This is a genomic window from Neorhodopirellula pilleata (assembly GCF_007859915.1).
In the GTDB taxonomy this organism is placed as follows: domain Bacteria; phylum Planctomycetota; class Planctomycetia; order Pirellulales; family Pirellulaceae; genus Rhodopirellula; species Rhodopirellula pilleata.
This window is the reverse complement of the sequence record NZ_SJPM01000018.1, coordinates 60,065-85,019: the sequence shown is the minus strand read 5'-3', so window position 1 is coordinate 85,019 and position 24,955 is coordinate 60,065. Positions and strand designations below refer to the sequence as shown.

At 55.5% G+C, this 24,955-nt stretch carries 21 protein-coding genes; 7 read left to right on the top strand and 14 right to left on the bottom strand.

Annotation, left to right across the window (positions count from 1 at the left end; translation table 11 throughout):
- The first annotated feature begins 297 nt into the window (after positions 1-297).
- From istA to Pla100_RS26680, 3 genes are all read left to right on the top strand, one after another.
- Positions 298-1,032: an IS21 family transposase gene (istA, locus tag Pla100_RS26690; protein WP_146581809.1), complete on the top strand. Its 735-nt coding sequence runs from the start codon at positions 298-300 to the stop codon at positions 1,030-1,032.
- 82 nt (positions 1,033-1,114) lie between these two features.
- Positions 1,115-2,275, top strand: coding sequence for a hypothetical protein (locus Pla100_RS26685; RefSeq protein ID WP_146581807.1), 1,161 nt, complete (start codon positions 1,115-1,117; stop codon positions 2,273-2,275).
- 477 nt (positions 2,276-2,752) lie between these two features.
- Positions 2,753-3,373: a YdeI/OmpD-associated family protein gene (locus Pla100_RS26680; RefSeq protein ID WP_146581805.1), complete on the top strand. Its 621-nt coding sequence runs from the start codon at positions 2,753-2,755 to the stop codon at positions 3,371-3,373.
- A 62-nt stretch (positions 3,374-3,435) separates the two neighbouring features.
- On the opposite strand, the gene Pla100_RS26675 is transcribed toward Pla100_RS26680, so the two are convergent.
- Genes Pla100_RS26675 through Pla100_RS26665 form a run of 3 tightly spaced genes read right to left on the bottom strand, consistent with a single transcriptional unit; the run spans position 3,436 to position 7,006 of the window.
- Complete coding sequence (locus Pla100_RS26675; RefSeq protein ID WP_146581803.1) at positions 3,436-4,845, bottom strand: metal ABC transporter permease; 1,410 nt, start codon at positions 4,843-4,845, stop codon at positions 3,436-3,438.
- Positions 4,842-6,245: a metal ABC transporter permease gene (locus Pla100_RS26670; RefSeq protein ID WP_146581801.1), complete on the bottom strand. Its 1,404-nt coding sequence runs from the start codon at positions 6,243-6,245 to the stop codon at positions 4,842-4,844. Before Pla100_RS26670 ends, Pla100_RS26675 begins: the two co-directional genes overlap by 4 nt.
- A complete protein-coding gene (locus Pla100_RS26665) occupies positions 6,242-7,006 on the bottom strand; it encodes a metal ABC transporter ATP-binding protein (protein ID WP_197168261.1) in 765 nt (254 codons plus the stop codon). The genes Pla100_RS26670 and Pla100_RS26665 overlap by 4 nt, the downstream gene beginning before the upstream one ends.
- A gap of 169 nt (positions 7,007-7,175) precedes the next feature.
- Here Pla100_RS26665 and Pla100_RS26660 point away from each other — a divergent pair, with 169 nt between their 5' ends.
- Entirely contained in the window at positions 7,176-8,186 is a 1,011-nt protein-coding gene (locus Pla100_RS26660; protein ID WP_146581799.1) for an Rpn family recombination-promoting nuclease/putative transposase, read from the top strand.
- A 57-nt stretch (positions 8,187-8,243) separates the two neighbouring features.
- Here the strand turns inward: Pla100_RS26660 and Pla100_RS26655 are convergent, their stop codons facing one another.
- From Pla100_RS26655 to Pla100_RS26640, 4 genes are read right to left on the bottom strand one after another with little or no spacing between them, the layout of a single operon-like run.
- Positions 8,244-9,257: a metal ABC transporter solute-binding protein, Zn/Mn family gene (locus tag Pla100_RS26655; RefSeq protein ID WP_197168260.1), complete on the bottom strand. Its 1,014-nt coding sequence runs from the start codon at positions 9,255-9,257 to the stop codon at positions 8,244-8,246.
- Positions 9,250-9,798, bottom strand: a complete 549-nt coding sequence (locus tag Pla100_RS26650; protein ID WP_146581797.1) for an NUDIX hydrolase — start codon at positions 9,796-9,798, stop codon at positions 9,250-9,252. Before Pla100_RS26650 ends, Pla100_RS26655 begins: the two co-directional genes overlap by 8 nt.
- Complete coding sequence (locus Pla100_RS26645) at positions 9,795-11,174, bottom strand: transcriptional regulator (protein ID WP_146581795.1); 1,380 nt, start codon at positions 11,172-11,174, stop codon at positions 9,795-9,797. Before Pla100_RS26645 ends, Pla100_RS26650 begins: the two co-directional genes overlap by 4 nt.
- Before the next feature lie 14 nt (positions 11,175-11,188).
- Positions 11,189-12,913 carry a glutamine--tRNA ligase/YqeY domain fusion protein gene (locus tag Pla100_RS26640; RefSeq protein WP_146581793.1) on the bottom strand — a complete coding sequence of 575 codons (1,725 nt, stop codon included), beginning with the start codon at positions 12,911-12,913 and terminating at the stop codon, positions 11,189-11,191.
- 280 nt (positions 12,914-13,193) lie between these two features.
- On the opposite strand from Pla100_RS26640, the gene Pla100_RS26635 reads away from it, so the two are divergent.
- Positions 13,194-14,192 (top strand): ABC transporter permease, encoded by a 999-nt coding sequence (locus Pla100_RS26635; RefSeq protein ID WP_146581791.1) that lies wholly within the window; start codon positions 13,194-13,196, stop codon positions 14,190-14,192.
- Positions 14,193-14,386: 194 nt separating this feature from the next.
- Here Pla100_RS26635 and Pla100_RS26630 read toward each other — a convergent pair whose 3' ends face one another.
- From Pla100_RS26630 to Pla100_RS26620, 3 genes are all read right to left on the bottom strand, one after another.
- Positions 14,387-15,916, bottom strand: a complete 1,530-nt coding sequence (locus Pla100_RS26630) for a sulfatase family protein (RefSeq protein WP_231603661.1) — start codon at positions 15,914-15,916, stop codon at positions 14,387-14,389.
- 107 nt (positions 15,917-16,023) lie between these two features.
- Entirely contained in the window at positions 16,024-17,571 is a 1,548-nt protein-coding gene (locus Pla100_RS26625; protein ID WP_197168259.1) for a DUF7133 domain-containing protein, read from the bottom strand.
- A gap of 59 nt (positions 17,572-17,630) precedes the next feature.
- Positions 17,631-20,192: a c-type cytochrome gene (locus tag Pla100_RS26620; protein WP_197168258.1), complete on the bottom strand. Its 2,562-nt coding sequence runs from the start codon at positions 20,190-20,192 to the stop codon at positions 17,631-17,633.
- Between the two features lie 24 nt (positions 20,193-20,216).
- Between Pla100_RS26620 and Pla100_RS31250 the strand changes: the two genes are divergently transcribed.
- The gene (locus tag Pla100_RS31250) at positions 20,217-20,498 is read left to right on the top strand and encodes a hypothetical protein (RefSeq protein WP_197168257.1); all 282 of its coding nucleotides are present in this window, start codon (positions 20,217-20,219) and stop codon (positions 20,496-20,498) included.
- Between the two features lie 61 nt (positions 20,499-20,559).
- Here the strand turns inward: Pla100_RS31250 and Pla100_RS26615 are convergent, their stop codons facing one another.
- Genes Pla100_RS26615 through Pla100_RS26600 form a run of 4 tightly spaced genes read right to left on the bottom strand, consistent with a single transcriptional unit; the run spans position 20,560 to position 23,809 of the window.
- Positions 20,560-21,237, bottom strand: coding sequence for a TIGR04283 family arsenosugar biosynthesis glycosyltransferase (locus Pla100_RS26615; RefSeq protein ID WP_146581784.1), 678 nt, complete (start codon positions 21,235-21,237; stop codon positions 20,560-20,562).
- 13 nt (positions 21,238-21,250) lie between these two features.
- On the bottom strand, positions 21,251-21,973 hold the full coding sequence (locus Pla100_RS26610) for a metallophosphoesterase family protein (RefSeq protein WP_146581782.1): 723 nt from the start codon (positions 21,971-21,973) through the stop codon (positions 21,251-21,253).
- 5 nt (positions 21,974-21,978) lie between these two features.
- Positions 21,979-22,776: a YqgE/AlgH family protein gene (locus Pla100_RS26605; protein ID WP_146581780.1), complete on the bottom strand. Its 798-nt coding sequence runs from the start codon at positions 22,774-22,776 to the stop codon at positions 21,979-21,981.
- A 22-nt stretch (positions 22,777-22,798) separates the two neighbouring features.
- Positions 22,799-23,809: a ketoacyl-ACP synthase III gene (locus Pla100_RS26600; protein WP_146581777.1), complete on the bottom strand. Its 1,011-nt coding sequence runs from the start codon at positions 23,807-23,809 to the stop codon at positions 22,799-22,801.
- 176 nt (positions 23,810-23,985) lie between these two features.
- Between Pla100_RS26600 and Pla100_RS26595 the strand changes: the two genes are divergently transcribed.
- Positions 23,986-24,954: a UDP-glucuronic acid decarboxylase family protein gene (locus Pla100_RS26595; RefSeq protein ID WP_146581775.1), complete on the top strand. Its 969-nt coding sequence runs from the start codon at positions 23,986-23,988 to the stop codon at positions 24,952-24,954.
- The last annotated feature ends 1 nt before the right edge of the window (position 24,955 follow it).

The following is a 24,955-nucleotide window of genomic DNA, read 5'->3' as shown; positions in this document are numbered from 1 at the left end:
ATCAGTCCACGAGCAGCATCGATGTCACCGACCTGTAAGTGAAGGCCCTCGTTGAGACGCAGTCCCATGGAGTAGACGGTCCAAAAGTACGCGAACATGCGTTGAGTGGTAGTGGCGGCGATGAGTCTGTCTAGCGACAATTAGTTTTCCCCCTCCGCGGCAATTAAAATTCCCCTGTTGAGGTAACGGGCGTGGGTTTCACGACCCCCGCGTTTCCCAGCTCAGCGACAATTAGAATTCCCCTGTTGGGAAAGATAATCGCACCATCGCAAGCTCCTACTTTCCAAGGAGATAGCGATGGTCACGGACGGACAAGTTTCTGAACTCAGGCGATGGCTGGCTGCTGGCAAGTCACTCGCCGCATCTGCCAGGATGGCTTCGATGGACAAGAAAACAGCAAGGTCGTATCGCGATGATGGGCGACTGCCGTCCCAGCGAAAGACGACGCGGAACTACCGGACTCGGACCGATCCTTTTGCGGACGTTTGGGCCGATGTGGAGCAACAGCTCCGGGGCGAACCGCGGCTCAAGGCGAAGACCCTCTTTGACGATTTACAGCGACAGCGTCCCGGCGAATTCGATGACTCAACGCGTCGAACGTTCGAGCGGCGGGTCGCCAACTGGCGAGCGATTCATGGCCCCGAAAAGACCGTGTTCTTCCCGCAAGATCACCACCCCGGTCGATTCGCCGCGAGCGATTTCACGGTTTGCAATTCGCTCGGCGTCAAGATCGCCGGAGCCGTTTTCAAGCACACGCTGTTTCACTGCGTGCTGACCTACAGCAACGTCGAATCCGTTTCCCTGTGTTTCTCCGAGTCCTTCGAAGCACTCAGCGAGGGAATTCAAAATGCGTTCTGGCAGTTTGGTGGCGTTCCGATTCAGCATCGTACCGACTCGCTCAGCGCGGCTGTTCGCAACCACTCCGACGGCAAGTCACTGACGAAGCGATACTCGGCACTGATGCAGCACTACGGCTGTGCGGCTCAGAAGACCAACGCCCGATGCGCCAATGAGAACGGGGATGTCGAATAGGGATTAATTGGTGCCACCCACCATTGACCAGTGGCGTGGTGGTCCGTAGAATTCGGGAAATTACTCAAACCGGGAGATTGCCATGCCTCGTCCACAACGCTCCGAACAGTTCTCGCCAGAAGAGATTTGTTATGTGCACTGCATACAACGCTGTGTTCGGAGAGCATGGCTGGCTGGGGTCGATCCGGTCTCGGGGGTCGATTATTCGTTCCGGAAAGAATGGATTCGCAGGAGAATGGAGGCACTCGCCTCGGTGTTCGCGATCGATGTGCTTTCCTATGCGATTATGAGCAATCATATCCACCAGATCCTGCGAAATCGGCCCGATGTCTGTGCGCAGTGGTCCGACGAAGAGGTCGCGATCCGCTGGTTACGGGTCTTTCCTGGTCGACGGATGGAAGAACATTTGGCTGAACCGACCGAGAATGATGTCAAAACACTTGTCCGGGATAAGAAACGACTGGCGGAGGTGCGTAGGCGACTCTGCGATGTATCCTGGTTCATGAGGGCACTTTCGGAGCCGATCGCACGGATGGCTAATTTTCAAGATCAGTGCACGGGTCGATTTTGGGAAGGTAGGTTCAAGGCTCAAAGAATTATCGATGACGCAGGGTTGCTTGCCTGCAGCATGTACGTGGATTTAAACCCAGTGCGGGCGGCAATCGCGGGAGGTCCAGAAGGGTGTCGGTTTACGAGTGCTTATGATCGCGCTGAGGCACAAAAGGGAGAACAAGTCGACTCCGCCGCGTTCGATTTGAAGCCGATTCCGACGGAGGAAGCCGGCCGCAAGATCCGCGAAACACCGGTCGATGACCTGCGGAAAGAACGCAAAGCGAAGCGAAAGAACCCAACCGGCCGTCGGATCCTGCGTGACGCTTGGTTGAGCCCCTTGACCATGAAACCCAATGTCCTGTCCGGCGAAGCCGAGGTTCACTCCGGTGGCGTTCGCAGTAGTGATCGTGGGTTCTTGAATCTGTCTTGGGAGGACTACTGGGAACTGCTTTGCTGGACGGCCAAGCAAAGTGTCCAGGGCGTCAAAGCGGAGGTGCCTTCACGACTGGCGAAGCGTTTAGCGGCGTTGGGTATTGACGTGTCGATGTGGCGAGATTTGGTATGGAACTGGCAGCGTTACTTTGGCAAGAGCGCGTGTGTGGGTCGTCCTGAGTCCATGAAGCAGCACGCCGAGCAAACGGGCCGTCACCACTACCGAGGCCAGGGTAGCGGCGCGGCCTGCTTCGCGTAGTCGCCCTGCTTCCAGTCGTCGTCCGTTCAAACTGACAGCTGAACCGGTCGGTTAGGCTTGCCGCTGCCCTGATCGTCATATCAAACGTGAAAATCGCAATCATTGCAATTCAATGCCAACCGAATTGCAGCGATGACCGAACCAGCGTTCGACCACGATTGGCTCGATTACTATCGTCCTTCGATCGATTACGAGCACGAGCACCGCGATGCTGAGCACGAGCACGAAAGAGGGTCGAAACCAGGCCGTGCACCGAGCGATTGGAAACGTGGATGGCACCTTCCGGATTGCTATTCGTTAACGCTTGCCGATCTTTTGCCGCCCGATTTGTTCGGCGGTTTTGTTTTGATAGAATCCGGTCGACGGTCCTGTCCGGCCGAGTCCCTTTGCCGCGACAGGTTTCAACAATTGATCTTTGAGACAAAAACAATTGATCCTTTGAGTTTCAATCATGAAGAACCGAACTGAAGTATCCTCATGATTACTGACGTTGAAGAGTACTTTCTGAACGGTTGTGGTCGCTGCGAACGGTTTGCGACTTCGGACTGTTCCGCTCGGCAGTGGAGTGCGGGTCTCGCAAAACTCCGCCAAATATGTCTTGGCGTGAATTTGACCGAGACCGTCAAATGGGGGCATCCTTGTTACATGCACGCCGATCGCAACGTCGTCATCATTGGAGCCTTGCGCAATGACTTCCGCCTGAGTTTCTTTAACGCCGCACTGATGAAGGACCCCAATGGGGTGCTCGAGAAGCAGGGACCCAATACTCAGCATCCGGACATGATCCGATTTACGGCGAACAACCAAGTAGCGAAGATGAAGGAGGTGATTGAGTCTTATTTGCTTGAGGCAATGGGATATGCCGAATCGGGCATCAAGCCTCCGAAGCACACGAGCGACATTCAAATTCCCGACGAATTGTTAGAGGCGTTTGAATCCGATCCCGAACTTGCTGATTCCTTCTACAAGTTAACGCCTGGTCGCCAAAAGAGTTATGTGATCAACCTGAATTCAGCCAAGAAGGCCGAAACGCGTATTTCACGTATCAACAAGTTCCGAGACAAAATCCTAGCGGGGAAAGGCGCGCTGGAACGGTGAAACCACCAGAAGGTCAACGTCGGTGGGTGACGTTGTGCCGTGTCGGGTTCAAATCGGTATGGTTAGTTTGGCCCAGCTTCTGGAATGGGCCGGCCGTGCGGGTCAGTCGACGGCGAATCGGTTTGCGCGTCGAGTTGGTCTTGTAGATCGCGGTTGGTGAAATGTTCGAGCGTGTGCGCCGTTTGGTGCAAACGTTTGTCTTCGACTTCAAACCGTGTGACTAAGTACTGCTCCCACAAACGGTGGGAACGGACGATCGTTTCGGCTTCCGTCCTGCCGAGTTCGGTCAACTGCGGCAATTCTGGCGAGTCCTCGTGATCGGATGCGGTAATCCGCATGTTGGATTCGACGCGTCCGCGCCACCGGTGAAAACGAATCGCCATCCGAGCTGCCGTTGGCGTTGTCAGGAGCGTTTCGGCTATCCAATCGATTGCATTGGTTTGTGATTTCTTCCAAGGCGTCCGCAACGGAATCGCTTGATCGCCATTAACTGATTCATCCAGCCGATAGAGCAACGTCAAAACGTCATCCGTCAAGATTGACCACCGCAGCCGTTGTCTGCGCACGAGTCCCGGTACGACGCCTTGCTGCGGCGCGAACAGAAACGCGAGCGCGAAAGCCACACCTGAGGCGACCGCCATCATGCCCGCCGTCGTCGTGCTGCGATATCCGAACCAAGTCGGCACGTGCAACGCACCTAAGTGACCGACAACGGCGGAGGTCGCACCGATCAAACATGCCAAAACGACCATTATGCTGAGCCGGTTCGTTAACAGATACGCCGTCGCGGGTGGCACGATCAACATGGCAACGACCAAGATGTTCCCGACGCTTTCGAACGAAGCGACCGCCGTGATCGCGACGAGCGTCATCAGCACGTAATGAATCAACGTCGCCGAGAAGCCGCTCGCGGTCGCCAAGGCTGGATCGAACGTCGAGATCTTCAGTTCTTTAAAAAACAAACCGACGAACAACGCATTGATCATCGTCACTACGGACAGCACCGCGACGACTCGGGGAACCTGCATCGAGCCGAAGCCTGGTACTGGGATTTCCCACCGATCCCACGGCGTTTGTTCGATCGCGCCGTAAAGTACGCATCCGGGGTCCAGGTCGACACGATCGGCTGCGACGACGATCATCAACAAACCTGCAGCGAATAGGGTGGTAAAGACGACGCCCATCGAGGCTCCTTCGTCGACTTGGCCGCGATTGTGAATCCAATCAGATAATAACGCCGTCAAGATGCCGACCAAGACCGCACCGACGAACATCCAAATGCTGCTGCGAGAGCCCGAGATCAAAAATGCCGCCGCCAATCCGGGCAATACAGCGTGGGAAATCGCGTCGCCGAGTAAGCTCATCCGTCGTAGCAGCAGAAAACATCCCAGCAATGACGACGCGACCGCGCACAGCACGCCGGCGGCGACGATCCAACCATCGAACGACCATTTCCACGCGATTTCGATCATAAGCTTCTGCCAGTGCGATTCGTATCGACCATCGAAATTGGTTTGGATTCGAGGTCGGCCGTGTCGCTCGAATTATCGCCTACTAATTCGCCCGCATGGGGATCGTCAGGCATGCGGGATCGGCCTAGTTCCGCATCGAGTAGCGTTTCCAATTCGGCGACAATTTCTGGCTCGAGCACGTGTTCGATCGCGTCAGCGTCGCGATCGACACGTTGGGGTGCGATGTCGGCGTGTTGAATCAGATACAGCTCCCACAACCGGTGGCGGCGGGTCAATCGTTTGGCTTCGTCCTTGCCTTTGGCGGTCAATGCAAATTCCATTCGCGAGATGTTCTCGGTAATCCAACTTTCTCGCGACGCCTGATTGAGCATTCGCCGCAATCGTTTCTTCGACCAACTTCGACGCGGCAGTAGTTCCTCGTACGGGACCGATAACCGCGACGGATCCTGTTCAAACATTTCGAACAACTCTCGGAGCAAATGTTGATGATCGATACTGTCATTGAGGCGTTTGCGTCGCCACCATCGCACGGCCACGCCGCGTTGACGGCCGAACATCAAGCTGACGAGGAACCCCACTCCTGTGACGAGCACGATCATTGCTCCGCTGGGTAAACGCGGAAAGATCGCACTGGCGGAAGCTCCGAACAAGCAACCGAGCATCCCGAGAACGGAAGCGATCATCATCATCACGATTAAGCGATCCGTCCAAAAGCGAGCCGAAGCGGCTGGAATGACCAATAAGGCGATCACCAAGACTAAACCGACCGCCTGCAAACCTACGATCGTAACGACGACCACCACGCCCATTAACACGGTATCGAGCAACAGCACCGGATAGCCGCGCGCGCCAGCAAACGCTTCGTCGAAACACAGTAGCTTGAGTTCTTTGAACAACGCTAGCGAAACGAGCACGCAGCCGATCGACGCGGCACCGATCAACCATGCGTCGCCGGAAGTCATCGTGGCCGTCTTGCCATAAATGAACGCTTCCAATCCCGCCGCATGACCGCTGCTCATTTGTTGCACGACGCCCAACAACGCTACTCCCGCGCCGAAAAACACGCTCAGCACGATCCCTAACGCTGCGTCTTCTTTAATCCTGGTGTTTTTGCGGATTAATAGAATCGTCACGATGCCCAGCAAGCCCGACGCGGTCGCACCAACGAGTAATAGCGGCAAGGACTTGCCGTTGTACCCCAGCGCGGTCGCGGTCAAGAAAGCAATCGCAATACCCGGCAGCGCCGCATGGGCGAGCGCGTCACCGACGAGGGCACGACGTCGCAACAAAGTCAGGCAACCCACCAAGCCGGAGGCGAACCCCAGCATCGCGGTGCCTAGGATGACCACCCGAGTATTGTGGTCCTGCAAACTCAACACTCGCCATAAGTGTTCGTTCAAATCCCTCGCTCCCGTCGACGCATGGCCTCCGTCGCTTCCTCCAACAACGTCAAGCGACCGCCATAGGTTCGTTGCAAGTTCTCATTCGTGAACACGTCTTCGGTCTTGCCTGCCGCGACGACTCGCATGTTCAACAACACCACGTAATCGAAATACTCCGGGACGCTCTGCAGGTCATGGTGAATGACGACCGCGGTCTTGCCGTCCGCTTGCATTTGTTTGAGCAGTTCGACAATCGCCGCTTCGGTGGCCGCATCGACGGCGGCGAGCGGTTCGTCCATCAGATACAGATCGGCATCTTGGACAAGGGCGCGAGCCAAGAAGGTTCGCTGCTGTTGCCCGCCCGAAAGCTGACTGATTTGTCGGTGGGCGAGATCGGCGATCCCGACCCGCGCGAGCGCTTCTCGAGCGGCGTCGCGGTGTTTTTTTCGCAAGGGCAAGCACCAGCCCACGCGGCGATACAACCCCATGGCCACGACATCTAACGCATCGACGGGAAAATCCCAATCGACGCTCTCTCGTTGCGGAACGTAACCGACCCGTTGAATCGATTCGGCGTAAGGTTGTCCGAACACCTCCACGCGACCGGATGCCCGTGGGATCAGGTCCATAATGGCCTTGAGCAACGTACTTTTGCCGGCCCCATTGGGGCCGACGATCCCGACCAGTTTGCCTTCGGGAATCTCAAATTCCACGTCCCAAATCACCGGTTTGCGGTGATAGGCAACAGTCAGATCGTCGACGGAAAGTGCGGGGACCAAGGGAGACGTTATCGGCAAAAAGGAGAAATTCAGGAAGACGAGCTCCGCCCATTGTAGCGACACCTGGAACGCACGACACGGCATCGAAGTCGACACCTCGTCGCATCGCTCGCCAGTGGTTAAGGTGCCCCGAGTTGCCCACCCACATGGCGAAGCTACAATCAGCAGCATGGCAACGCGCGAGAACGAAACGGATTCCGCTCCCCCCGATCCGCCGTCGGGCGACGAAGCGATCCAATCTCCCTACGACCGTCTAATTAACCGAACGCTGCAACAGATCGAGGCGGCACGGAGTCTGCTTGAGTTGCACCTGCCCGAAGAACTGACTCAGCATTTGAAGTTGGCAACCATGGCCCAGGTTGACACAAGTTTTATCGATCGGAATCTGCGACGTCGATTCGCCGATCGACTCTTTTCGGTCGATGTCTCTGATGAGATCGTCAACAGTTTGGAGATGAGGACCAAGTACGCGTATCTGTTAGTTCTGATCGATCACAAGAGCACGGACGATTCGCAGACTCTGATTCAAATGCTCGGTTATATCGTCCGCATTTGGGAGAATGCACTTGAGAATCACCAACCCCTCATGCCCATTATTCCTTGGGTCATCTACAACGGGGTCCGCCCGTGGCGATCCGCCCGCAGCCTCGATCAGTTGATTCCGGTCCCGGCCAGCTGGAAACGTTACGTTCCGGGGCTGGAAATACCGATTTTGGATGTTAGTCGGATGGACGACACCACAATGGTTGGCGAACCAATTTTGCAACTCGCCTTGACGTTGTTAAAATACGGACGAGAGCCAACCTTGGATGTCGCGCTGCGTCCCGTGCTGCAGTTACTCGCCCAAACGGTCAGCCCGCAGCAGGCTCGAAATCTGCTTGATACCATTAGGATTTATGTTATGTCAGTGAACCCAATCATCGGCGAAGAAAAATTCAACGAAATCGTTACTGAATTTTGGCCCGTGAAGCCCGAACCGGGCTCGGTAGCGGATCAATTGATTCGAAAGGGGGAAGCACGTGGAGAAACGCGTGGAAGAGTGGAGACGATTCGGATTCTCCAATCAATCCTCGGCGTTCCTCCGTCGACCGACGACTCGCTGGCAGGCAAGAGCCTCGATGAAATGCAGGCGACCATCGAATCGCTGCAACAACAAATTATTGACCGGCGGGGCGATTGAGGATTGCACGGACACTGCCCAATTCTTAACACCAAAGCATTTCCCCTCGCGAAGTGATCATTCTTCGTTGAGTTTGCCTGATCGCCCACGCTGCGGGGCGGTGCCTCCGAGGGCTCGGGCGATGATGGTGACGTTGTGGTCGATCATGCCCTCGTAAGTGCCCTCGTAGGTTCCCGCCGGTCCGGCGGCGTCGGAGTACATTTCGCCGCCGATCGTGACGGTATGTCCCCGAGATGCGGCGCCCTCGATGAGCGCTTCGATGCTCTTCTGCGACACACTGGTTTCAACGAATACCGAGGGAATCTTCTTTTCAACGAGCAAATCCACCAACTCATTGACTCGTCGCAAGCCGGCTTCGGAATCCGTTGATATGCCTTGCACGCCCATCACTTCGATCCCGTAGGCGCGACCGAGGTAGCCGAACGCGTCGTGCGAAGTGATTAGGATTCGCTGGGATTCGGGAATCGTCGCGAGTGTCTCGTTGGCGTAATCGGCAAGTGGTTTCAGCTCGGCTTGATAGGCATCCGCGTTCGCTTTGAACTGTGCGGCGTGTGCCGGCAAGGATTCGGCAAGTACCGCGGCGACCACATCGGCGGTTCGCGACCACAACTCCACGTCAAACCACACGTGCGGGTCGGGGTGATGAGCGTCGCCAAGGAGTTGATCTGATTTCAAGTCGCGGGTAATCGCGTGGACTGGTTTCGACTTTCCGACTTGATCGAGCGTGTAAGTCATTTTCCCTTCGAGCAACAACCCGGAATAAAAAACCACGTCCGCGTCCATGATCATGGCGACATCGTCGCGCGATGTTTTGTACAAGTGTGGATCAATCCCAGGACCTAACATGACGGTCACGTTGACGTGCTCGCCGCCGACACCGCGAACGACATCACCGACCATCGCGGTGGTGGCGACCACATTCAATTGACCGTTTGCGGTTGCCGAAGTTTTTTGTGGAGGCGTGGAGGACTGGCATCCGAACGCACATGCGGTCGCCAGACAAATGGCACCGAAGAGATAACGATTCAAGGCAAGCATGGAGTCAGGCGATCTTTGTTTGGGTTCATTCATGCGATCGAATCTTCAGCCAATGCTCCAGCGCCCGGCGATTGGAAAAGAAAGCCATGTCGTCGAGATACTCAGGGCCGGGAACGCACCAGCGGTAATCGTTCAACTCCGAAGCGGCCAGCTCGACGGACTGTTCATTTTCCACAGAGCACAGATAAAACAGATCGATCACATCGGCGGTGACACCCGCGTAGGTGTAACGATTCGGACCGGTCAACATAAGTGAACAATCGCGGACGACGAGTGACGTTTCTTCCAGCACTTCGCGAGCCAAGGCTTCCTCGATGGTTTCATCGCGATCAACAAACCCGCCAGGAAGCCCCCATTGGTTTTTGCCGGGATTGCGTGATCGGCGGACCAACAGGACATTGTTGTCGGAATTGATGATCAATGCTCCGACGGCCGCCACAGGACCAAAGAAAAATGCAAATCCGCATTCTAGGCATCGAAACGGAATCGAGCCTCCGCCCTGGTTGGCAACGCCGCAACTGGGGCAGAAACGAAAGGCTTGTTCGATCGGTTCGTTGCGGGACGTTTGCGTCATGAATCCTGATCATCGTACTGGGTGAGACGGGCCACCGAAGCGGCGTGAAATTGAGCGGCACGGATCACACCGGCACCTTGGAATGATTCGCCGAGTTTGCGAAGTTCCTCGACCGAGCCGATGACGCCCACCCCGAGGGCTTCAACATCCGCACTCGCCAGTTCGCTGTGCAATAAAATTCGGTGATCCGACAGCAACATCGCCAACCGCCTTGCCAAGACTCGTTCGCCATGCCAATCATTGAACTCATCCACCGATCGCGGAGTCGATTCCCAATCGTCAGGTCCGAGTTCGCTTTGCCAAACTTCGTTGGGTGCATGATCGATCCGCGACCAAATCACGATCATCCCTTCCCCTTCAGTGTGCTCTGCTGCGGCGATCGCCGCGCGGGCGACATTAGCCCATGTTTGCGCCGTCGCGTCACCATCGAGCGCCGCGATCACCAAACCTGCCTTCGGGCTGGTTTCGGTTTCGACGACGGCATGCAACGTTTCCAATTCATGGCGGATCGCGTCAGGGGTTCCCGCCAAGATCCGTCCGACCAAACCATCGACCTTGGACGATACGACGATCATCAATTGAATGCCCAATAAAAACCCGACTTCATTGACGGCAGCGTTGGACGCCGTAACGGACGCGTTTGATTGCGGCTCACTCGCCGACTCGACGTCTTCGTCGATCGTATCATCGCCGCCGGTAAACGTCGGCAGGATCCCACCCTGATACCGCCTCGTCGTCGATGAATCGGCGAACATCGGAAAAACGCCCGTCTTGTCGAGTCGACCGATCGCGTCGGCCGCACGCGCCGCGACGATCGGAATGGCGAAGTCCGCGTCGACCAAGTCCCGCGACAGGTAGATTGCCTCGGCATCGGCGTCGGCAGCGACGTATCGCATCAGCGATCGCATTTGGGGTTCATGCCGGATCACGGTCACCGCCGGTCCACCGCTCGGAGGGCTCACGTCGCTCGCATCAGGATCCACGTTTTGAAAACGTGTTTTCAACGATTCAACGACCATCGCTGAGGTCTCCGGCCACAACACGATACTGATCCTGCCCGCTTGGCAACCGGAGAGCGCTTCGATCACGCCCTCGATCACGTCACCGACTTGCGGCACATTGGGGTCGACCGCCAAGGCCACATGATCACCATCGAGGATCGCGGCATCGATCGACGGAAAGTCAACCGGTGTGGCCAACGAAGACGTCGCGAGTTTCGCGACCGACGCGGATGAATTGTCTCGCGGTTCACTTCGGTACGAGATCGGCCCCACGATGGACGCGGGACTGAGTTCCCACATTTCACCGGGAACGGCGTGCCGATAGTCCGCAGCGGCAACGACCGGCAGCGAGATGGATCTTGGATTTGAATTCATAACGTCAGACCGGTTCAACCTTTCGCGGCGATCTTGGCCCATGTGTCACGCAGTCCGACGATGCGATTGAAAATCACCTCCTCGGCGGTGCTGTCGGGGTCGACGACGTAGTAGCCCAATCGTTCGAATTGTACCCGCTCGCCGATCGCGGCTTTAGCCAACGCAGGTTCGACGAGCGCCGTCGTGGTGGTCAACGAATCTGGGTTCAAGTGATCCAGAAATGTCTTGCCCTCGGCGGTCGAGTCGGGGTTCTCGACCGAGAACAATCGATCGTAGTTGCGGACCGTCACGCTTGCCGCGTGATCACGACTAACCCAATGGATCGTGCCTTTGACTTTGCGACCCGAATCGTCATGTCCGCTTTTGGTTTGCGGATCGTAAGTGCATAAAATTTCGATCACCTTGCCGTCGGCGTCTTTGACCACGTCGTGACAATCGATGATGTAGCCCGAACGCAAACGAACGGCTCCGCCTTTTTTCAATCGGAAAAATTTACCCGGGGCCTGTTCCATAAAGTCATCTTGTTCGATCCATAGTTTCCCGGTGAATGGAATCATGCGACTGCCCGCCGATTCGTCGCCAGGGTTGTTGGTCGCTTCAACCATTTCGACAACGTCCTCGCCGTTTTCTTGAGGCCAGTTCGTAATCGTCAATTTGATCGGATCCAATACCGCCATGCGACGAGGCGCGACCTCATTGAGATGTTCGCGAATGGCGTTCTCCAATCGAACGACATCGATCGTGCTGTTGAACTTGGCGACGCCGATATCCGCACAGAACATCCGAATCGATTCGGGCGTGTAACCACGTCGGCGAAGCCCCACGATGGTTGGCATTCGCGGATCGTCCCAACCGTTAACGTGTTTCTCTTGAACCAGCTGCAACAGCTTACGTTTGCTCATCACGGTGTAGGTGATATTCAAACGTGCGAACTCGATTTGTCGCGGGTGGTGGATGTCGAGCGACTCGCAGTACCAATCGTAGAGCGGTCGGTGCTGTTCAAATTCCAGCGTGCAGATACTGAACGAGATCTTCTCCAACGAATCGCTCTGTCCGTGCGCCCAGTCGTACATCGGATAAATGCACCATTTGTCACCGGTTCGGTGATGGGAGACCTTGGCGATGCGGTACATGACCGGGTCACGTAGATTGATATTCGCCGCGGCCATGTCGATCTTCGCCCGCAAGGTCCGCGAACCATCGGGGAACTCGCCCGCTTTCATGCGGCGGAACAGGTCCAGGTTTTCGTCTGACGTGCGATCGCGATGCGGGCTGTTGCGTCCCGGTTCGGTGAGCGTCCCACGGTAGGTGCGAGTTTCCTCAGCGGTCAAGTCGCAAACATAGGCCTTGCCGTCTTGGATCAACTTTTCCGCCCAATCGTAAAGTTGGTCAAAGTAATCGCTCGCGAAGTGCAGTCCGTCCCAATCAAATCCGAGCCACCGCACGTCCTCTTGGATCGAGTCGACGTACTCAGTGTCCTCCTTGATCGGATTGGTGTCGTCGAAACGTAAGTTGCACGTCCCACCCATGTCCGCGGCCAAACCGAAATTCAAGCAAATGCTTTTGGCGTGACCGATGTGCAGGTATCCGTTCGGTTCGGGCGGGAATCGTGTGCGAACGGCATCGAAACGTCCCGACTTCAAGTCGGACTCGATCGCCTGGCGAATGAAGTGTTTCGACGGTTCAGGTTTGTCGGAATCCGAATTCGGCGTCGGGTCGGGCGAGGAAGATGCGTTCACGGCGTGCGATAGACAAAGGGGGGAAAGGAACGGAGCGTCCGTCCGGAAGAACCGCGGACCGACCGATCCGTCTGAACTGGTTCCGGTGAAGTCCGATTGTGACCTTTTCGGGGGTGTCTTGGCTAGACGGTTGCAGAAATCGTCGGAAAGCGTTCGGCGACATTGTCAGACTTTTTTACCGACTGCGGAGCGTTCGGCCACTCTCATGCCAAATCAAATTGGTTAGATTGATGGCGATCGCTTCCATTGCCTCAATACATTGGTGCTCATGAAACCGTTAATGCAACGCACGCTCGCCACCGCCGGGCCGCTGTTGGCCCTCCTAATAGTCATCGCGTTCTTTGCGCTCGCCGAGTGGGTATCGGGAACCGAAGGCAACTTCACCTCGATCTCGTCAACGCGTTTAGTCGGCGTGCAATCGATCAAGGTCGGGATTGCTGCGTTGGGAATGACTTTAATCATCATCAGCGGTGGGATCGATTTGTCGGCTGGGACTGCGTCGGCGTTGTGCGGTTGTGTCGCGGCGGCCTGTTTGGATTCGGGTTGGTCCATCTATGCCTCCATTGTCGCTGCCGTCGTGGCGGGCGCCGCGTGTGGTTTATTCAACGGCGTGTTGATTGCCGGATTGCGTTTGGTCCCGTTTATCATCACGCTCGGCTCGATGACGATATTCATGGGGATCGGCAAGTTTCTTTCCGATCAAGGCGGCACGATCACGCCGCCCCGCGAGACGATTCCGGATTGGCTGCGGATGATGGTGACGCAGTATCCCGATCCGGCGTGGATCGCCTACCCGTTGATTCCGAATTTTGGTTGGGGCGTTTGGATGACGCTCGTGTTGGCAATCATGGTCGCCGTCGGTTTGCACAGGACGATCCTGGGACGGCATATTTTTGCGATCGGCTCGAGCGAGGCGACCGCACGGTTGTGCGGCGTGCGGGTGCAGTCAACCAAGGTGCTTGTTTATGTAATCGCCGGCGCGTTGTTCGGTTTAGCCGGTTGCGTCGATATCGCCCGACTCGAAAAAGGCGACGCAACGGCGGGATTGGGGATGGAACTGGAGATCATCGCGGCGGTCGTGATCGGCGGTGGTTCCCTGCTCGGCGGCCGAGGCAGCGTTGTGGGAACGCTGTGCGGCGTTCTGATCATGGGCGTGATCAATCTCGGGTGCACCGCCTTGGAACTGGAAAACCAAGTCGAGAATATATTGTTGGGCGTGATCATCATCGCCGCCGTGTATGTCGATCGATTGCGAAGTCTCAAGACAAGTAAATCTTAAAGCCTATCCGAAAAGGGGGCTGCCCCTCTCCGACGATGCTTAAGGCGGCTACGCCGCAAACAAACAAGCCCGACGCGCAAGCGAGTGGATTCGCTGGTATTGAAAAGTTTGGAAGTAATTTCCTCGCTCGCACGTCGGGCTTGTATCAATTGCGTTCAAAAAACAACAAAAGCGGCGATAACTGCCGTAGCTAGCTACTGTTTCCATGCCTGGAAAGGCTTTCGATTCATGGGAGCACTACGTCCCGATGCTTTGAGCCTACGCAATAATTCCTGAAGCTCATTCCGTTTGGTTTCTTCCGAGAAATAGAGATTGTTCGTTTCATACGGATCGTCGTTCAGGTTGTAGAGTTGGCCCGGTGCGTTCGAAGCCTTCTCTGGAATGATCCACCGCTTCATGTTCGGCACGTCGTAGTTGTTTCCGCCGGAGCCTTTGTGATCCAAATATTTCCATGCACCTTGACGAATCTGAAACTCGCCACCAAAGCTCTGCGTCAGCAAGTGCGGGCGTACGGAAATTGATTCATCTTGCTGACCCAACATCACAGGCCACATGTCAAAGCTGTCGGTGGCTGCATCATCAGGAAGCGACACGCCAACAATTGAGGCCACTGTTGCAAAGATGTCGGTGGTGCTGGTCATCTGAGACGACACCTGGTTCGGTGGAATCTTGCCGGGCCAGCGAGCGATGAAGGGAACGCGATGACCGCCTTCCCATCCATCCCGCTTCATGCCACGCCATCCACCTGACGGATCGTGGTCATGATCTTCTCGCATCCAATTGACGTGAACCGTTTCGGCACCGTTGTCTGAATTGAACAAGACTAAAGTCTCGTCATCGATATCCAGTTCTTTCAACAGATCGAGAACTCGGCCGACGATCACATCCAACTCCCAAACGAAATCAGCTCGTGGTCCGGCATCGGTTGCCCCGTTGAATTCTTCAGCGGGCAAGACAGGAGCATGAGCTATCTGAGTTGAGAGGACGGCAAAGAATGGTTGGTCGGGAGTGTCTTTTCGATGCTCCGTAATGAACGTCTTTGCCTTTTCAAAAAACAACAGGTCCGCGTTCATGAAGTCATATCCTGGTGACATCCAGCCGGCATCGTTGTCCCATCGCCATTTGCCGCCGGGGTTGGGAAGGCTTTTCGGATCGTGTCGCTGACTTGCTCGCGTGGCCACCATTCCATTCTCGATGTAAACGTACAGCGGGTCGGTGTTGGGGCAGTTTGGCGTGATGAAAGACTCGTCGAAACCACGCTCGTTAGGGCCATCAATCAGCGGTGTGCTCTTCTCGTAATCAATCAGCAAAGAATTTTCAAAACCACCGCCCAGTCGTTGGCCATCCTTATCGAACCAGGTGAGTCCCACGTGCCACTTGCCAAAGACCCCCGTGCGATATCCTTGCTCCTTTAGCATCTGGCCAATTGTCAGGGTGTCGGGCTTGAGATAACTGGGGCCTCCCGGCCCCTCAAACGCTCCACCACCACGACCGGTCGATCGGAAAATCTGTTGTCCTGAGAAGAGCCCGTACCGCGAAGGTGAACAAATCGTTGACGGGCTGTGGGCGTCGGTAAACCGAATCCCCTCGGCGGCCATTTGATCCAGTCGAGGAGTCTCGTAGGCGGCGTTGTTGTTGTAACAGGACAGGTCGCCGAAACCGAGATCGTCGGTATAGATGATGAGGATGTTGGGACGTTCGTTAGCCCGAATCGCGTCAGTCATCGACCACAACACACCAATCCAGCACAAGCATCGAACGATGGTTGCACAAAGCCGGCTCGCGTGAATCAAAACGAAAACCAGGAAAAGTTTGTTAGGAATTAGAGGTTTCATCGTGATTCAGGGACGACGTTCGTTGTCGCGTCGACCTTGGGCTGGTCATGCCGCGCGGACAGCGTTTTTGGGATTTCGTTGAGAGTGTAATAGGCATTGGCATGCAGCAGTTTTTCCTGATCTCGGGAACGCAGATCGGGCAAAAAGAAATCATGCACATGGCCTTGTACTAGACCATCGACTTCAATCACCACGCTCATCGCATCATCGGCAACGGTGACCGCGGACACTTTCGGTTCGGTCTGATCGACTTCGGGACTTCCGTACGCTTGGCGATACATGTGCGTGAACGTTTTCAACTGATACGTCGTCGCCTGAGCCGCTAGCTTGCGATCAACGGGTTTGGTAAACGCGATGTTAAATCCTTCCGGTCGGGCGGTGATCTGTTTGATTTCAAAAGGCATCCGTCCGGTCCAGTCCAGCCTTTGAATGGCGTACGCCTTGGAGCCGCGAACCGGCCAGCCTCGATTGGTTCCCCCGGCAATCAGGCTGCCTGTGGGCGTGAACTGAACTGCCAATAAACCGGTGTCGAACCCTTCGCGAAACGGGTAGCAGGCTCCTTGCCAGACGCCGTTGACCTTTTCAGTCGTTGCCCGCATGACCACTCCGAGACTGAAGTCCGCGACGAACAACTGGTTCTCAAACGGTCCAAACTTTCCCCCTGTTTGATCGACTTGGAATCCGGAGATGGATCGGCCCATCCGAATGTATGGAAAGACAACGGCGTAGGGAACAAGCTGCTTGACTCTTTGGCGTTCGATTTCCAGACGGGACGGAGTATTGGGCTGCACCGGGACGGGGCCCATTTCGGGTGCCAACTCGTACCAGTTGAAGCTGATCGGATGGCCCATGAAACCGCCCGGTTCCAGTACTTTTAAACTACACGAACCGTTCCACGGTCCCTGGCTTTCGGCATAGAACATCACTCCATGTTCGTTGGGGCCGATACCGCAGGGACTGCGAATGCCACTGCAAATTGGGATGGCTTTGCCCTCAGGCGTAATCTTCAGGCACCATCCGCGAAAGGGTTCGTCGGAGTGATAAGACTTTGACAAGCAAAGAGCAACCCAAACGTTTCCGTCGGCATCCGGCTTGGAACCGAATGCGAACTCGTGGTAGTTTCCGAATCCCCAAGCATCACTGATCGTGTCGAAACGGTCGGCTCGACCATCGTTGTCAGTATCGGTAATTCGGCTGACTTCGGCTTGCTGAGTCGCGATGAAAGAACCGTCGCGATAGGCCAGCCCGAAAATCTCATCGAGACCTTCGGCGAACTTACGGAATTTTGGTTCAGGGTGTTCGTCAAAAACACCTTCGGCGATGAAGATGTCTCCGCGTCGCGTTGCGATGGCAAGTGCTTGGCCGTCGGGCATGACCTCAAAGCTACCCGCTTCGATCGCAAGTTCCTTGGGCAATGGAACGTCAACCAACTTGTAGTACGTTGACTCCTCCTCACCGCTGCCCCAGTACTCGCCCAGCGGCTCGGCTTGAGGAGCACACGTGATCGTGATGGCGGCTAATGTTTTTAGAAGTATGGTGAACATGATTGCTAATGTTTTGGTGAAAGTGGGCTATGTTAAACGCAGGAACCATTTCGTTTCCGTCACTCCCAAAGATATTCGACTAAGATTTTCTGTGTCTGATTGCGGGCGAGTGTCAACGGAACGATAAGCTGTTTGTCTTCCACAAGTTCTGCGGATTGGTCGGCCGGTACCCGAATGGTTAGGCCGTTGCCGATTTGATATTCGTTGTCAGTACTCGATTCAATCTTATCGTTGCTGGCCAAACGAAACCGCAGTGTTTTACGTTCTTCACTCGACGTGAATGTCACATGCCGTCGCAGCTGAATTCGCCCGCTGGGATCTTCGTTGAATTCGCAGAAGTAATCTTCGACTGCAACCGAACCAAACTCGTACCGAAATGTCGGACGGCGTTGATCATCGAGTGAATAGCCTTTGAATCGGTAGCCATCGGGTCGGCTGTCATCTCGGACCATCCGTTTCGTGGAATCATACAACTCGGGCCCCTTGGGCAATTGAATTGGTGGTCCCATCGCGTGAACGCTGCCGCTGCCTTGACCGTACCAAGCCGCCGAAGGGTCGGCAAATTTGCCTTTCCAAACGGTGGCTAGTCTCATCTGTTGTGCGTCGTAGGCGAGGTTCACTCCACCTGGATAGCCGATGCCAATGCCACGTTTTCCGATTTCTGGATACTGACGTCGCAACATTCGTGCTTCGTTGGTGACAACAATCTCCAGTGGCTCCCTGACAACGCCGGCTGGTGCTCTAGCTTGTCGCCCCTCTAAGAGATACTGCCAGATCGATTCAATCTGTTCTTCGGGAGTACCGGAGATGTCGGCTCGTAGCGCTTTGCCGCTTGGCCAATACGAAGGCATGACGGTGTTGGGGCTGAATTTCTGCGGGCTCAACATGTAGTGGTAGAACCAATCTTTCTTCAAGCGTTGCGCCATCTCAGTCAGATCGACGGCCGGCATCGTGTCGGACAATTTGTACTGATACGTATGACAAGCGGCGCAGTTGAGCCCTTCATTACCGACCAGTTTCCATCCTTCTTTTCGGCTTTCATCGACGTCGGCGGAGGCCGCGAATGTTGTTTCGGCAAGCTCGTCCGTTGATTGAAACAAGTCGATCAGATGTCCAATGTTTGATTCTCCAAATTGTGGCATCCGGGTTTTCATGTACGGACGAATGGAACGACCGTTCACAAGGACATCACGCATCCATTTCGGATTCAGTTTGGCACCGACGCCGTTAAGTGTCGGCGGAATGCTTCCTTGCTCGCCAAGATTCTCGTTGGTCGTTTGGAAATGACTTCGTCGGTCCTGGGCAACACCGCCCAGGTTGTCGCGAGAATGGCAGGACGTACAGCGGAAAGTTACCAGCGTGAAGTCGATCGTTTGCCGAGCATCCAAGGTAGCAAACTCGCTAGCAACCGCTGCTCTGATGTCGTTCGCTTCCACCTCGGTTAAGGTAAAGTCCGGCCAATCGCCGGTTGCATCGGACAGGCAACCTTGGTCTGTATTCAGCTTCGAAAGTTGTTCAAAAGGCGTCGATGCCACATTGGGCTCAAGGATACCGGCATGACATTGGCCGCAGTTGAACTTGGTAAATAGTCGTTTTCCCTTTTCTACTAATTGTGTGTCAACGGCCCACGGGCTGTCTAATACAGCGGTTAACAACTTGTCGTTCTGAAGTAAGTAGTTGGCGATGTCACTAGCTTGTCCACGAGCCAAACGCAGACTGGGCATGCGGCCGGACGGTCTCGCAACGTGTGGATTTTCGAGGAAGTCAACGAGACTTTGCCAACTGTATTTGTCTCGGAGCTCTCCCATCGGGACAGAGCCGACTATCGGTAGTTCCTGCGCCGATTCGTCGCGTGGTGAGTGGCAGGCCACGCAGCCGACGGAATGAAACAAATTGCGACCGCTGACGATTGAATCCTGATCAACCTCGACAACTTCTTCAGGGATCCGATCGCCGGTCTTGGAGATTAAAAAATGAACGATTGCTTCGGCCGTTGCGGCACGTTCGGCTTGATCCATTTGTCCCAGCAACGACGGCATGTCCGATCCAGGTTTGGTTTGTTGTGGATCGGCAATGAATCGGGCCAGATAACGCGGATTCAATCGCTGAGCCGACCAGATCAGGTTGGGGCCTGGACGAGCCGCCGGTAACGCGGAGATTGACGACGATCCATGACAAGCAGTGCAGTTGCGTTCGCGAATGAGTATCAAGCCTTTCATTTCGGCGGTGAGTTCACGAATTGCCGAGGAATGGGATCTAACCATCTCATTTGCGGGGCCGCGTTCTTTCAGGTCGATGACATATCTCAACAAATCCAAGAATTGCTGACGCCCAGTCAATTGATCGGCCAGCCCGCCGGGCATGATCGAAACCTTAACGGGACTTGATTCGTCAACGTCGACTCGCGGGATCGCGTGCAGCTTATCAATGTCCTGGCTGTCTCTGAGCACAAGCAGATTGTCGTCCTGGCTAGCAACAAGGCCATTGAAGACACGGCCATCTACGGTCAAGACGCTCAGCGTCTCGTATCCTTCTGAAATCGCCTTGGATGGTTCAAGGATGGATTCGACCAACGAGGCATCGGTGATCTTGTCATCAAGTCGGCTCAGGTCCGGTGCCAAGCGTTTCTCGCCAGTGATCGATTGATGACATTTGGCACAATTGATGTTGCCCTGATGAAAAAGGATCGCGCCTCGCACGATATCGCCGGACTGACGCGACTGAAGAACAAGCTTCTCCGGGGATTCCTGAAGGAGTTGCTCCGTCAGCGTTTTCTCCTGGCCGAAGCAAGGGCCTGCGCAGAATACGATGAATGCTATCGCAAGCCAAATGACTTGCTGTGTCCTAATTGTCCGTCTAAACGAACTGTCGTGGAGTGGTGGCTCAACGCGATGTGCAATCATACTTGTGATCTTCAAGACAACTGACCCTGTGGAATAAACTTCTCTTAGTTGAGAAGGAGATAAACGATTCGCTTTCGAATAGGCTCTAAATGTACCATCGCCGCAGCGTTTCAGGTGAGACACCCAATGCGAACGCGAGTTGGATCATCCAGTTGCGGACCGTTTGGCGGACGACGCCGTATTGGTTCCAACGTCGCGGGCTGACGACCAATTTGCCGGGAAGCAGCGAAGCCGATTGGATCCGTTTGAGCTTTGCCGACAACAGGACATCTTCCATCAGATCGACTTCGTCGAAACCGCCCACGTTTTGGTAGGTGGTTCGGTCGACGAATATGCCTTGGTCGCCAAAGACGCGCGAAAACCAACGAGCCCTCGCCGCGTTGCCGAACTCGAGCCAGCGAAACCGCCATCGTTCATCGTCGATGCGTTGTTCGAACCCGCCCCATACCGGCCAATCGGCGTCGGTCATTTGCTCGGTCAGATCGCCGCCGAGTCGGTTGTCGCAGTGCAAGAACACGAATAACTCTCCCGTCGCACGTCGGGCCCCGGCGGCCAGTTGCCGACCACGGCCTTGTGCCTCGTTGATCACCGTGATTCGAGGATCGTCCCTTTGCATCGTGGTCGCGATCGTCCGTGTGGCGTCGACGCTGCCGCCATCACTGATGATGATTTCGACCACGTCGTGCCTGCACGCCGACCGGATCGCTTCCTCGATCGTCGCTTCTTCGTTGAAAGTCGGGATGATGATCGAGATCGCTTTCATGTGGGATAGGCTACTAAGACGTTTTTCGTTGACGTTTAATCAACCAGCTCATTGCCCGGTGGGCGGCGTGAAAGAGGTGTTCGATCGGAACTCGACGGACGTGACCGTGGCGGTCGGTTTGAGTCAGCTCTTCGGTCTCCAAGTTCATTGCCGTTAGGTAACCGCCGCCGAAACAATACGTATCCACGCCGACCAAGTGGGCGTGCCGCAGGATGTCGCCGCCTGATTGAGGTGAATGGCCGACGTACACACGTTTTCCGCTGTAATGGGGCAACGGAACCGGAGTCGGTAAATGCGTCCAGTATGTAAGCTCGTCGCTTTGTTCGCGTATGTTTTGCTGTGGATGGTACATCGCGTGAACGAAGATTTCTTTGGACGTCTCATGATAGCGTTGCAGGTCTTGAAAGAAGTCCAGGTGTTTCGAAGGAATCTTCGTTGCCGAACCGCCATAGCTCGCGATCGTTGCGTTGCCGCCGCTGCGCATCCATGTTTCGTCACTCATGTCGCACATCACGACGCCTTGCAACATGACTTCATGGTTTCCCCTCAGCGTCGTCAAGCGACATTGCTGTTTGAGCGTCAAGAGTTGGTCGATCACATCGCGGCTGTTGGGACCGCGGTCGACATAATCGCCGACGAAGATCACTTCGTCGGTTGATCCGAGTTGAAGGGCTTCAAGCAGTGACCGCAATGCCTTGCTGCAACCGTGGACATCGCCGATCACGTAGCGTGCCATCGGCGCTAATTCATACCTGGATCGAACGACTCGCTCTCCGCCGGCATCGCCAAGTCGGGTCGTAGGTCTTTTAAGATCGCGTGGCCGCATCGTTTGACGAGTTTTTCCCAAACGTCATCTTCGTTGCCGAAGATCGATTCGGCTTCGGCGGGCGTGACCAACCAACCGCCTGCTTCGAGTTCATCGTCCAATTGGCCTGCACCCCAGCCCGAATAACCGACGATGAATCGGAGCTTGGCGTCTTCGCGACGAGATAAGAGCCGCAAGTGGTCCTCGTCTGCGGTCATCCACGCCGGAACATCGGCCCACTGGATCGACATCGACCCGAACGACTCGGCGGGATGATCGTTCACGACCGCCTGGGTTCCATGGGAATCCGATTCGTCGTCGATACCGCACGGTTCGCCGATCCCGGCGATGTTGTGAAGGGCCAGCAACGGTCCATCAACCGGTCCGCCGATGTGGATCCAATCGCGATAGACATCCGATCGAGCCAGCTGGTCGTTCGAACTCGAAGATGGATTCGCGAACGAGGCTTCGTTCAAATTCAGGTCCGACGCCGTATCCACCAGCTTGGACGACTTGATTTTGGATGACGATTTTGAAGACGATTTTTGCCAAGTCGGGTCGGACATTTCGACCACTTCGCTGAACCGTTGCTCGCCGACTCGATTGATTACAACGCCGAACGCCCCTTCGCTCGTATGTCGGACGATGAATACGACCGCGCGAAAAAAATGCCCGTCGGCGAGATAGGGCGAGGCGACGAGAAAACAACCAGTGCAGTTCGGTGTGTCGCTCATTGGGGGTCCCCGTAAGGAATGATTATTTTGCAGCCTGAAATTGGTCTCGCCATAGGCATCCCGCCCACGACAGCCCGACCCCGAAACCGACCAACAGATTGGTGTGATCGGCGGCGAGTTCGTTCCGCGACCGAACACGATCGATCAAAATGGGTAACGTGCAGGAAACGGTGTTGCCGATGTCCGCCATATCGATCGGCAGTCGCTGTTCACACACGTTCATCCGCAACCGCAATTGATCGAGCATTTTCCAGGTCGCTTGATGCATTAAGTATCGGTGCACGTCGGCGTCCGTCAAACCGTTTTCGCTGAGGATCTCTTCGCACAATCGCGGGATCGCCTCGACGGTGAAATTGATCAGGCTCGGCCCGTCCATGTACAGACGGCTTTTCCAACGTTTTCGGTGCCGGGGCCGGATGGCGTCGTCGGCGGACCGGCATCCCCCGTCGCCTACGATCAGCATGTCGGCACCGCTGCCGTCGCTGCCAAATTGAAACCCCCATAGGCTCGGCGACTCTTCGGCGGTCAGAAGCGTGGCCGCCGCCGCGTCCCCGAAAATCGTTCTCAGGCTCCGGTCCGCTTCGTCGATGTACTTGCTGTACGTTTCGGCCGTCAAAAGCAAGATCCGCTTGGCCGCACCGCTTTTCATCAGCCCGTCGGCCATCGCCAGCCCGTAGACAAAACCGCTGCATCCCAAATTAAAATCGATCGCCCCGCACCGGGTCGACAATCCTAAACGGTCTTGGATCAAGCAAGCCGTCGTCGGCAACGGGTAGTCGGGGGTTTGCGTGCAGAACAGCACGAAATCGATCGTCGACCGATCGATCGATTCCCGCTCGAAAAGATCTTCCGCAGCGGCAACGGCCAAGTCCGATGAGGTGACTCCCTCGGCCGCAATGTGACGCTGAGTAATGCCGGTTTTTTCGGCAATCAGGTCCAAATCCCAACCCGGGTATTGCTGTTTTAGCGATTCGTTGTCATCCACCCGAGGCGGCAAATGCACCGCGATAGGACCAATTTGAGCGTGAGGCACGATAAAAACTGCGAAGAATGAAACGGTTTGGTGGGGATCGCCCCAAGGTTAGCAGTCCGGCCCGTCCGGCGGAAGGAATCTTGACGCGAAACCAAATCCATCTCGACAAAAACAAGGGATCGTAGGACCATGCGGCCTCCACGACTCGCCCCAATCCTTTTTTTCAGACGGCTTCCATGATCGAACGCATTCTCGTTACCGGTGGTGCCGGTTTTCTTGGCTCTCACATCTGTGAGCGTCTTGTCGACGCCGGACACGATGTGATTTGTTTGGACAATTTCTTCACCAGCCAAAAGACCAACGTGGTCCATCTGCTCGACCGGCCGAACTTCGAGCTGATCCGCCACGATATCACTTTGCCGATTCACCTCGAAGTCGACAAGATTTACAACATGGCCTGCCCGGCTGCACCGGGGCACTATCAATTCAATCCGATCAAGACAATCAAAACGAGCGTTCTCGGGTCGATCAATATGCTGGGCATCGCCAAACGATGCGGGGCAAGAATCTTGCAAGCGAGTACGTCAGAGGTTTACGGCGATCCGGAGGAACACCCGCAAACCGAATCGTATCGCGGCAATGTTAACCCGATCGGCATCCGCGCTTGTTACGACGAAGGCAAACGTGTGGCCGAAACGTTGTTCATGGATTATCACCGTTCCAACGGAGTCGACGTCCGCATCGTTCGCATCTTCAACACCTACGGACCACGGATGCATCCTTACGACGGTCGCGTTGTATCGACGTTCATTCGCCAAGCGATGGCGGGCGACGACATCACGTTATTCGGTGACGGATCTCAAACGCGGTCGTTCTGTTACCGCAATGATCTCGTCGACGCGATCATCGCGATGATGGACCAAGACGATTTCATCGGTCCGGTCAACATCGGCAACCCGGACGAATTCACGATCAAAGAACTCGCCGAAAAAGTCATCGCCATGTCGGGTTCCAAGAGCAAGTTGTCCTTCGAACCGCTTCCCGCCGACGACCCCACCCGTCGACGACCGGATATCTCGTTGGCCAAGCAAAAGTTGGGTTGGGTTCCCGGTATCAAACTCGACGACGGACTTGAAAGCACGATCGATTGGTTCAAGACGATCCGCTTGAGCGATTACCGGCCGCCGACGCCGAACTTCAAGTAAT

Bases quoted from the DNA above. Each gene is read 5' to 3' on its own strand.
- Pla100_RS26685 (WP_146581807.1), top strand. From the start codon at position 1,115: ATGCCTCGTCCACAACGCTCCGAACAGTTCTCGCCAGAAGAGATTTGT.
- Pla100_RS26645 (WP_146581795.1), bottom strand. From the start codon at position 11,174: ATGAATTCAAATCCAAGATCCATCTCGCTGCCGGTCGTTGCCGCTGCG.
- Pla100_RS26625 (WP_197168259.1), bottom strand. From the start codon at position 17,571: ATGTTCACCATACTTCTAAAAACATTAGCCGCCATCACGATCACGTGT.
- Pla100_RS26615 (WP_146581784.1), bottom strand. From the start codon at position 21,237: ATGAAAGCGATCTCGATCATCATCCCGACTTTCAACGAAGAAGCGACG.
- istA (WP_146581809.1), top strand. From the start codon at position 298: ATGGTCACGGACGGACAAGTTTCTGAACTCAGGCGATGGCTGGCTGCT.
- Pla100_RS26680 (WP_146581805.1), top strand. From the start codon at position 2,753: ATGATTACTGACGTTGAAGAGTACTTTCTGAACGGTTGTGGTCGCTGC.
- Pla100_RS26675 (WP_146581803.1), bottom strand. From the start codon at position 4,845: ATGATCGAAATCGCGTGGAAATGGTCGTTCGATGGTTGGATCGTCGCC.
- Pla100_RS26635 (WP_146581791.1), top strand. From the start codon at position 13,194: ATGCAACGCACGCTCGCCACCGCCGGGCCGCTGTTGGCCCTCCTAATA.
- Pla100_RS26605 (WP_146581780.1), bottom strand. From the start codon at position 22,776: ATGAGCGACACACCGAACTGCACTGGTTGTTTTCTCGTCGCCTCGCCC.
- Pla100_RS26650 (WP_146581797.1), bottom strand. From the start codon at position 9,798: ATGACGCAAACGTCCCGCAACGAACCGATCGAACAAGCCTTTCGTTTC.
- Pla100_RS26655 (WP_197168260.1), bottom strand. From the start codon at position 9,257: ATGAATGAACCCAAACAAAGATCGCCTGACTCCATGCTTGCCTTGAAT.
- Pla100_RS26595 (WP_146581775.1), top strand. From the start codon at position 23,986: ATGATCGAACGCATTCTCGTTACCGGTGGTGCCGGTTTTCTTGGCTCT.
- Pla100_RS26660 (WP_146581799.1), top strand. From the start codon at position 7,176: ATGGCAACGCGCGAGAACGAAACGGATTCCGCTCCCCCCGATCCGCCG.
- Pla100_RS31250 (WP_197168257.1), top strand. From the start codon at position 20,217: ATGACATTTGGCACAATTGATGTTGCCCTGATGAAAAAGGATCGCGCC.
- Pla100_RS26630 (WP_231603661.1), bottom strand. From the start codon at position 15,916: ATGACTGACGCGATTCGGGCTAACGAACGTCCCAACATCCTCATCATC.
- Pla100_RS26610 (WP_146581782.1), bottom strand. From the start codon at position 21,973: ATGGCACGCTACGTGATCGGCGATGTCCACGGTTGCAGCAAGGCATTG.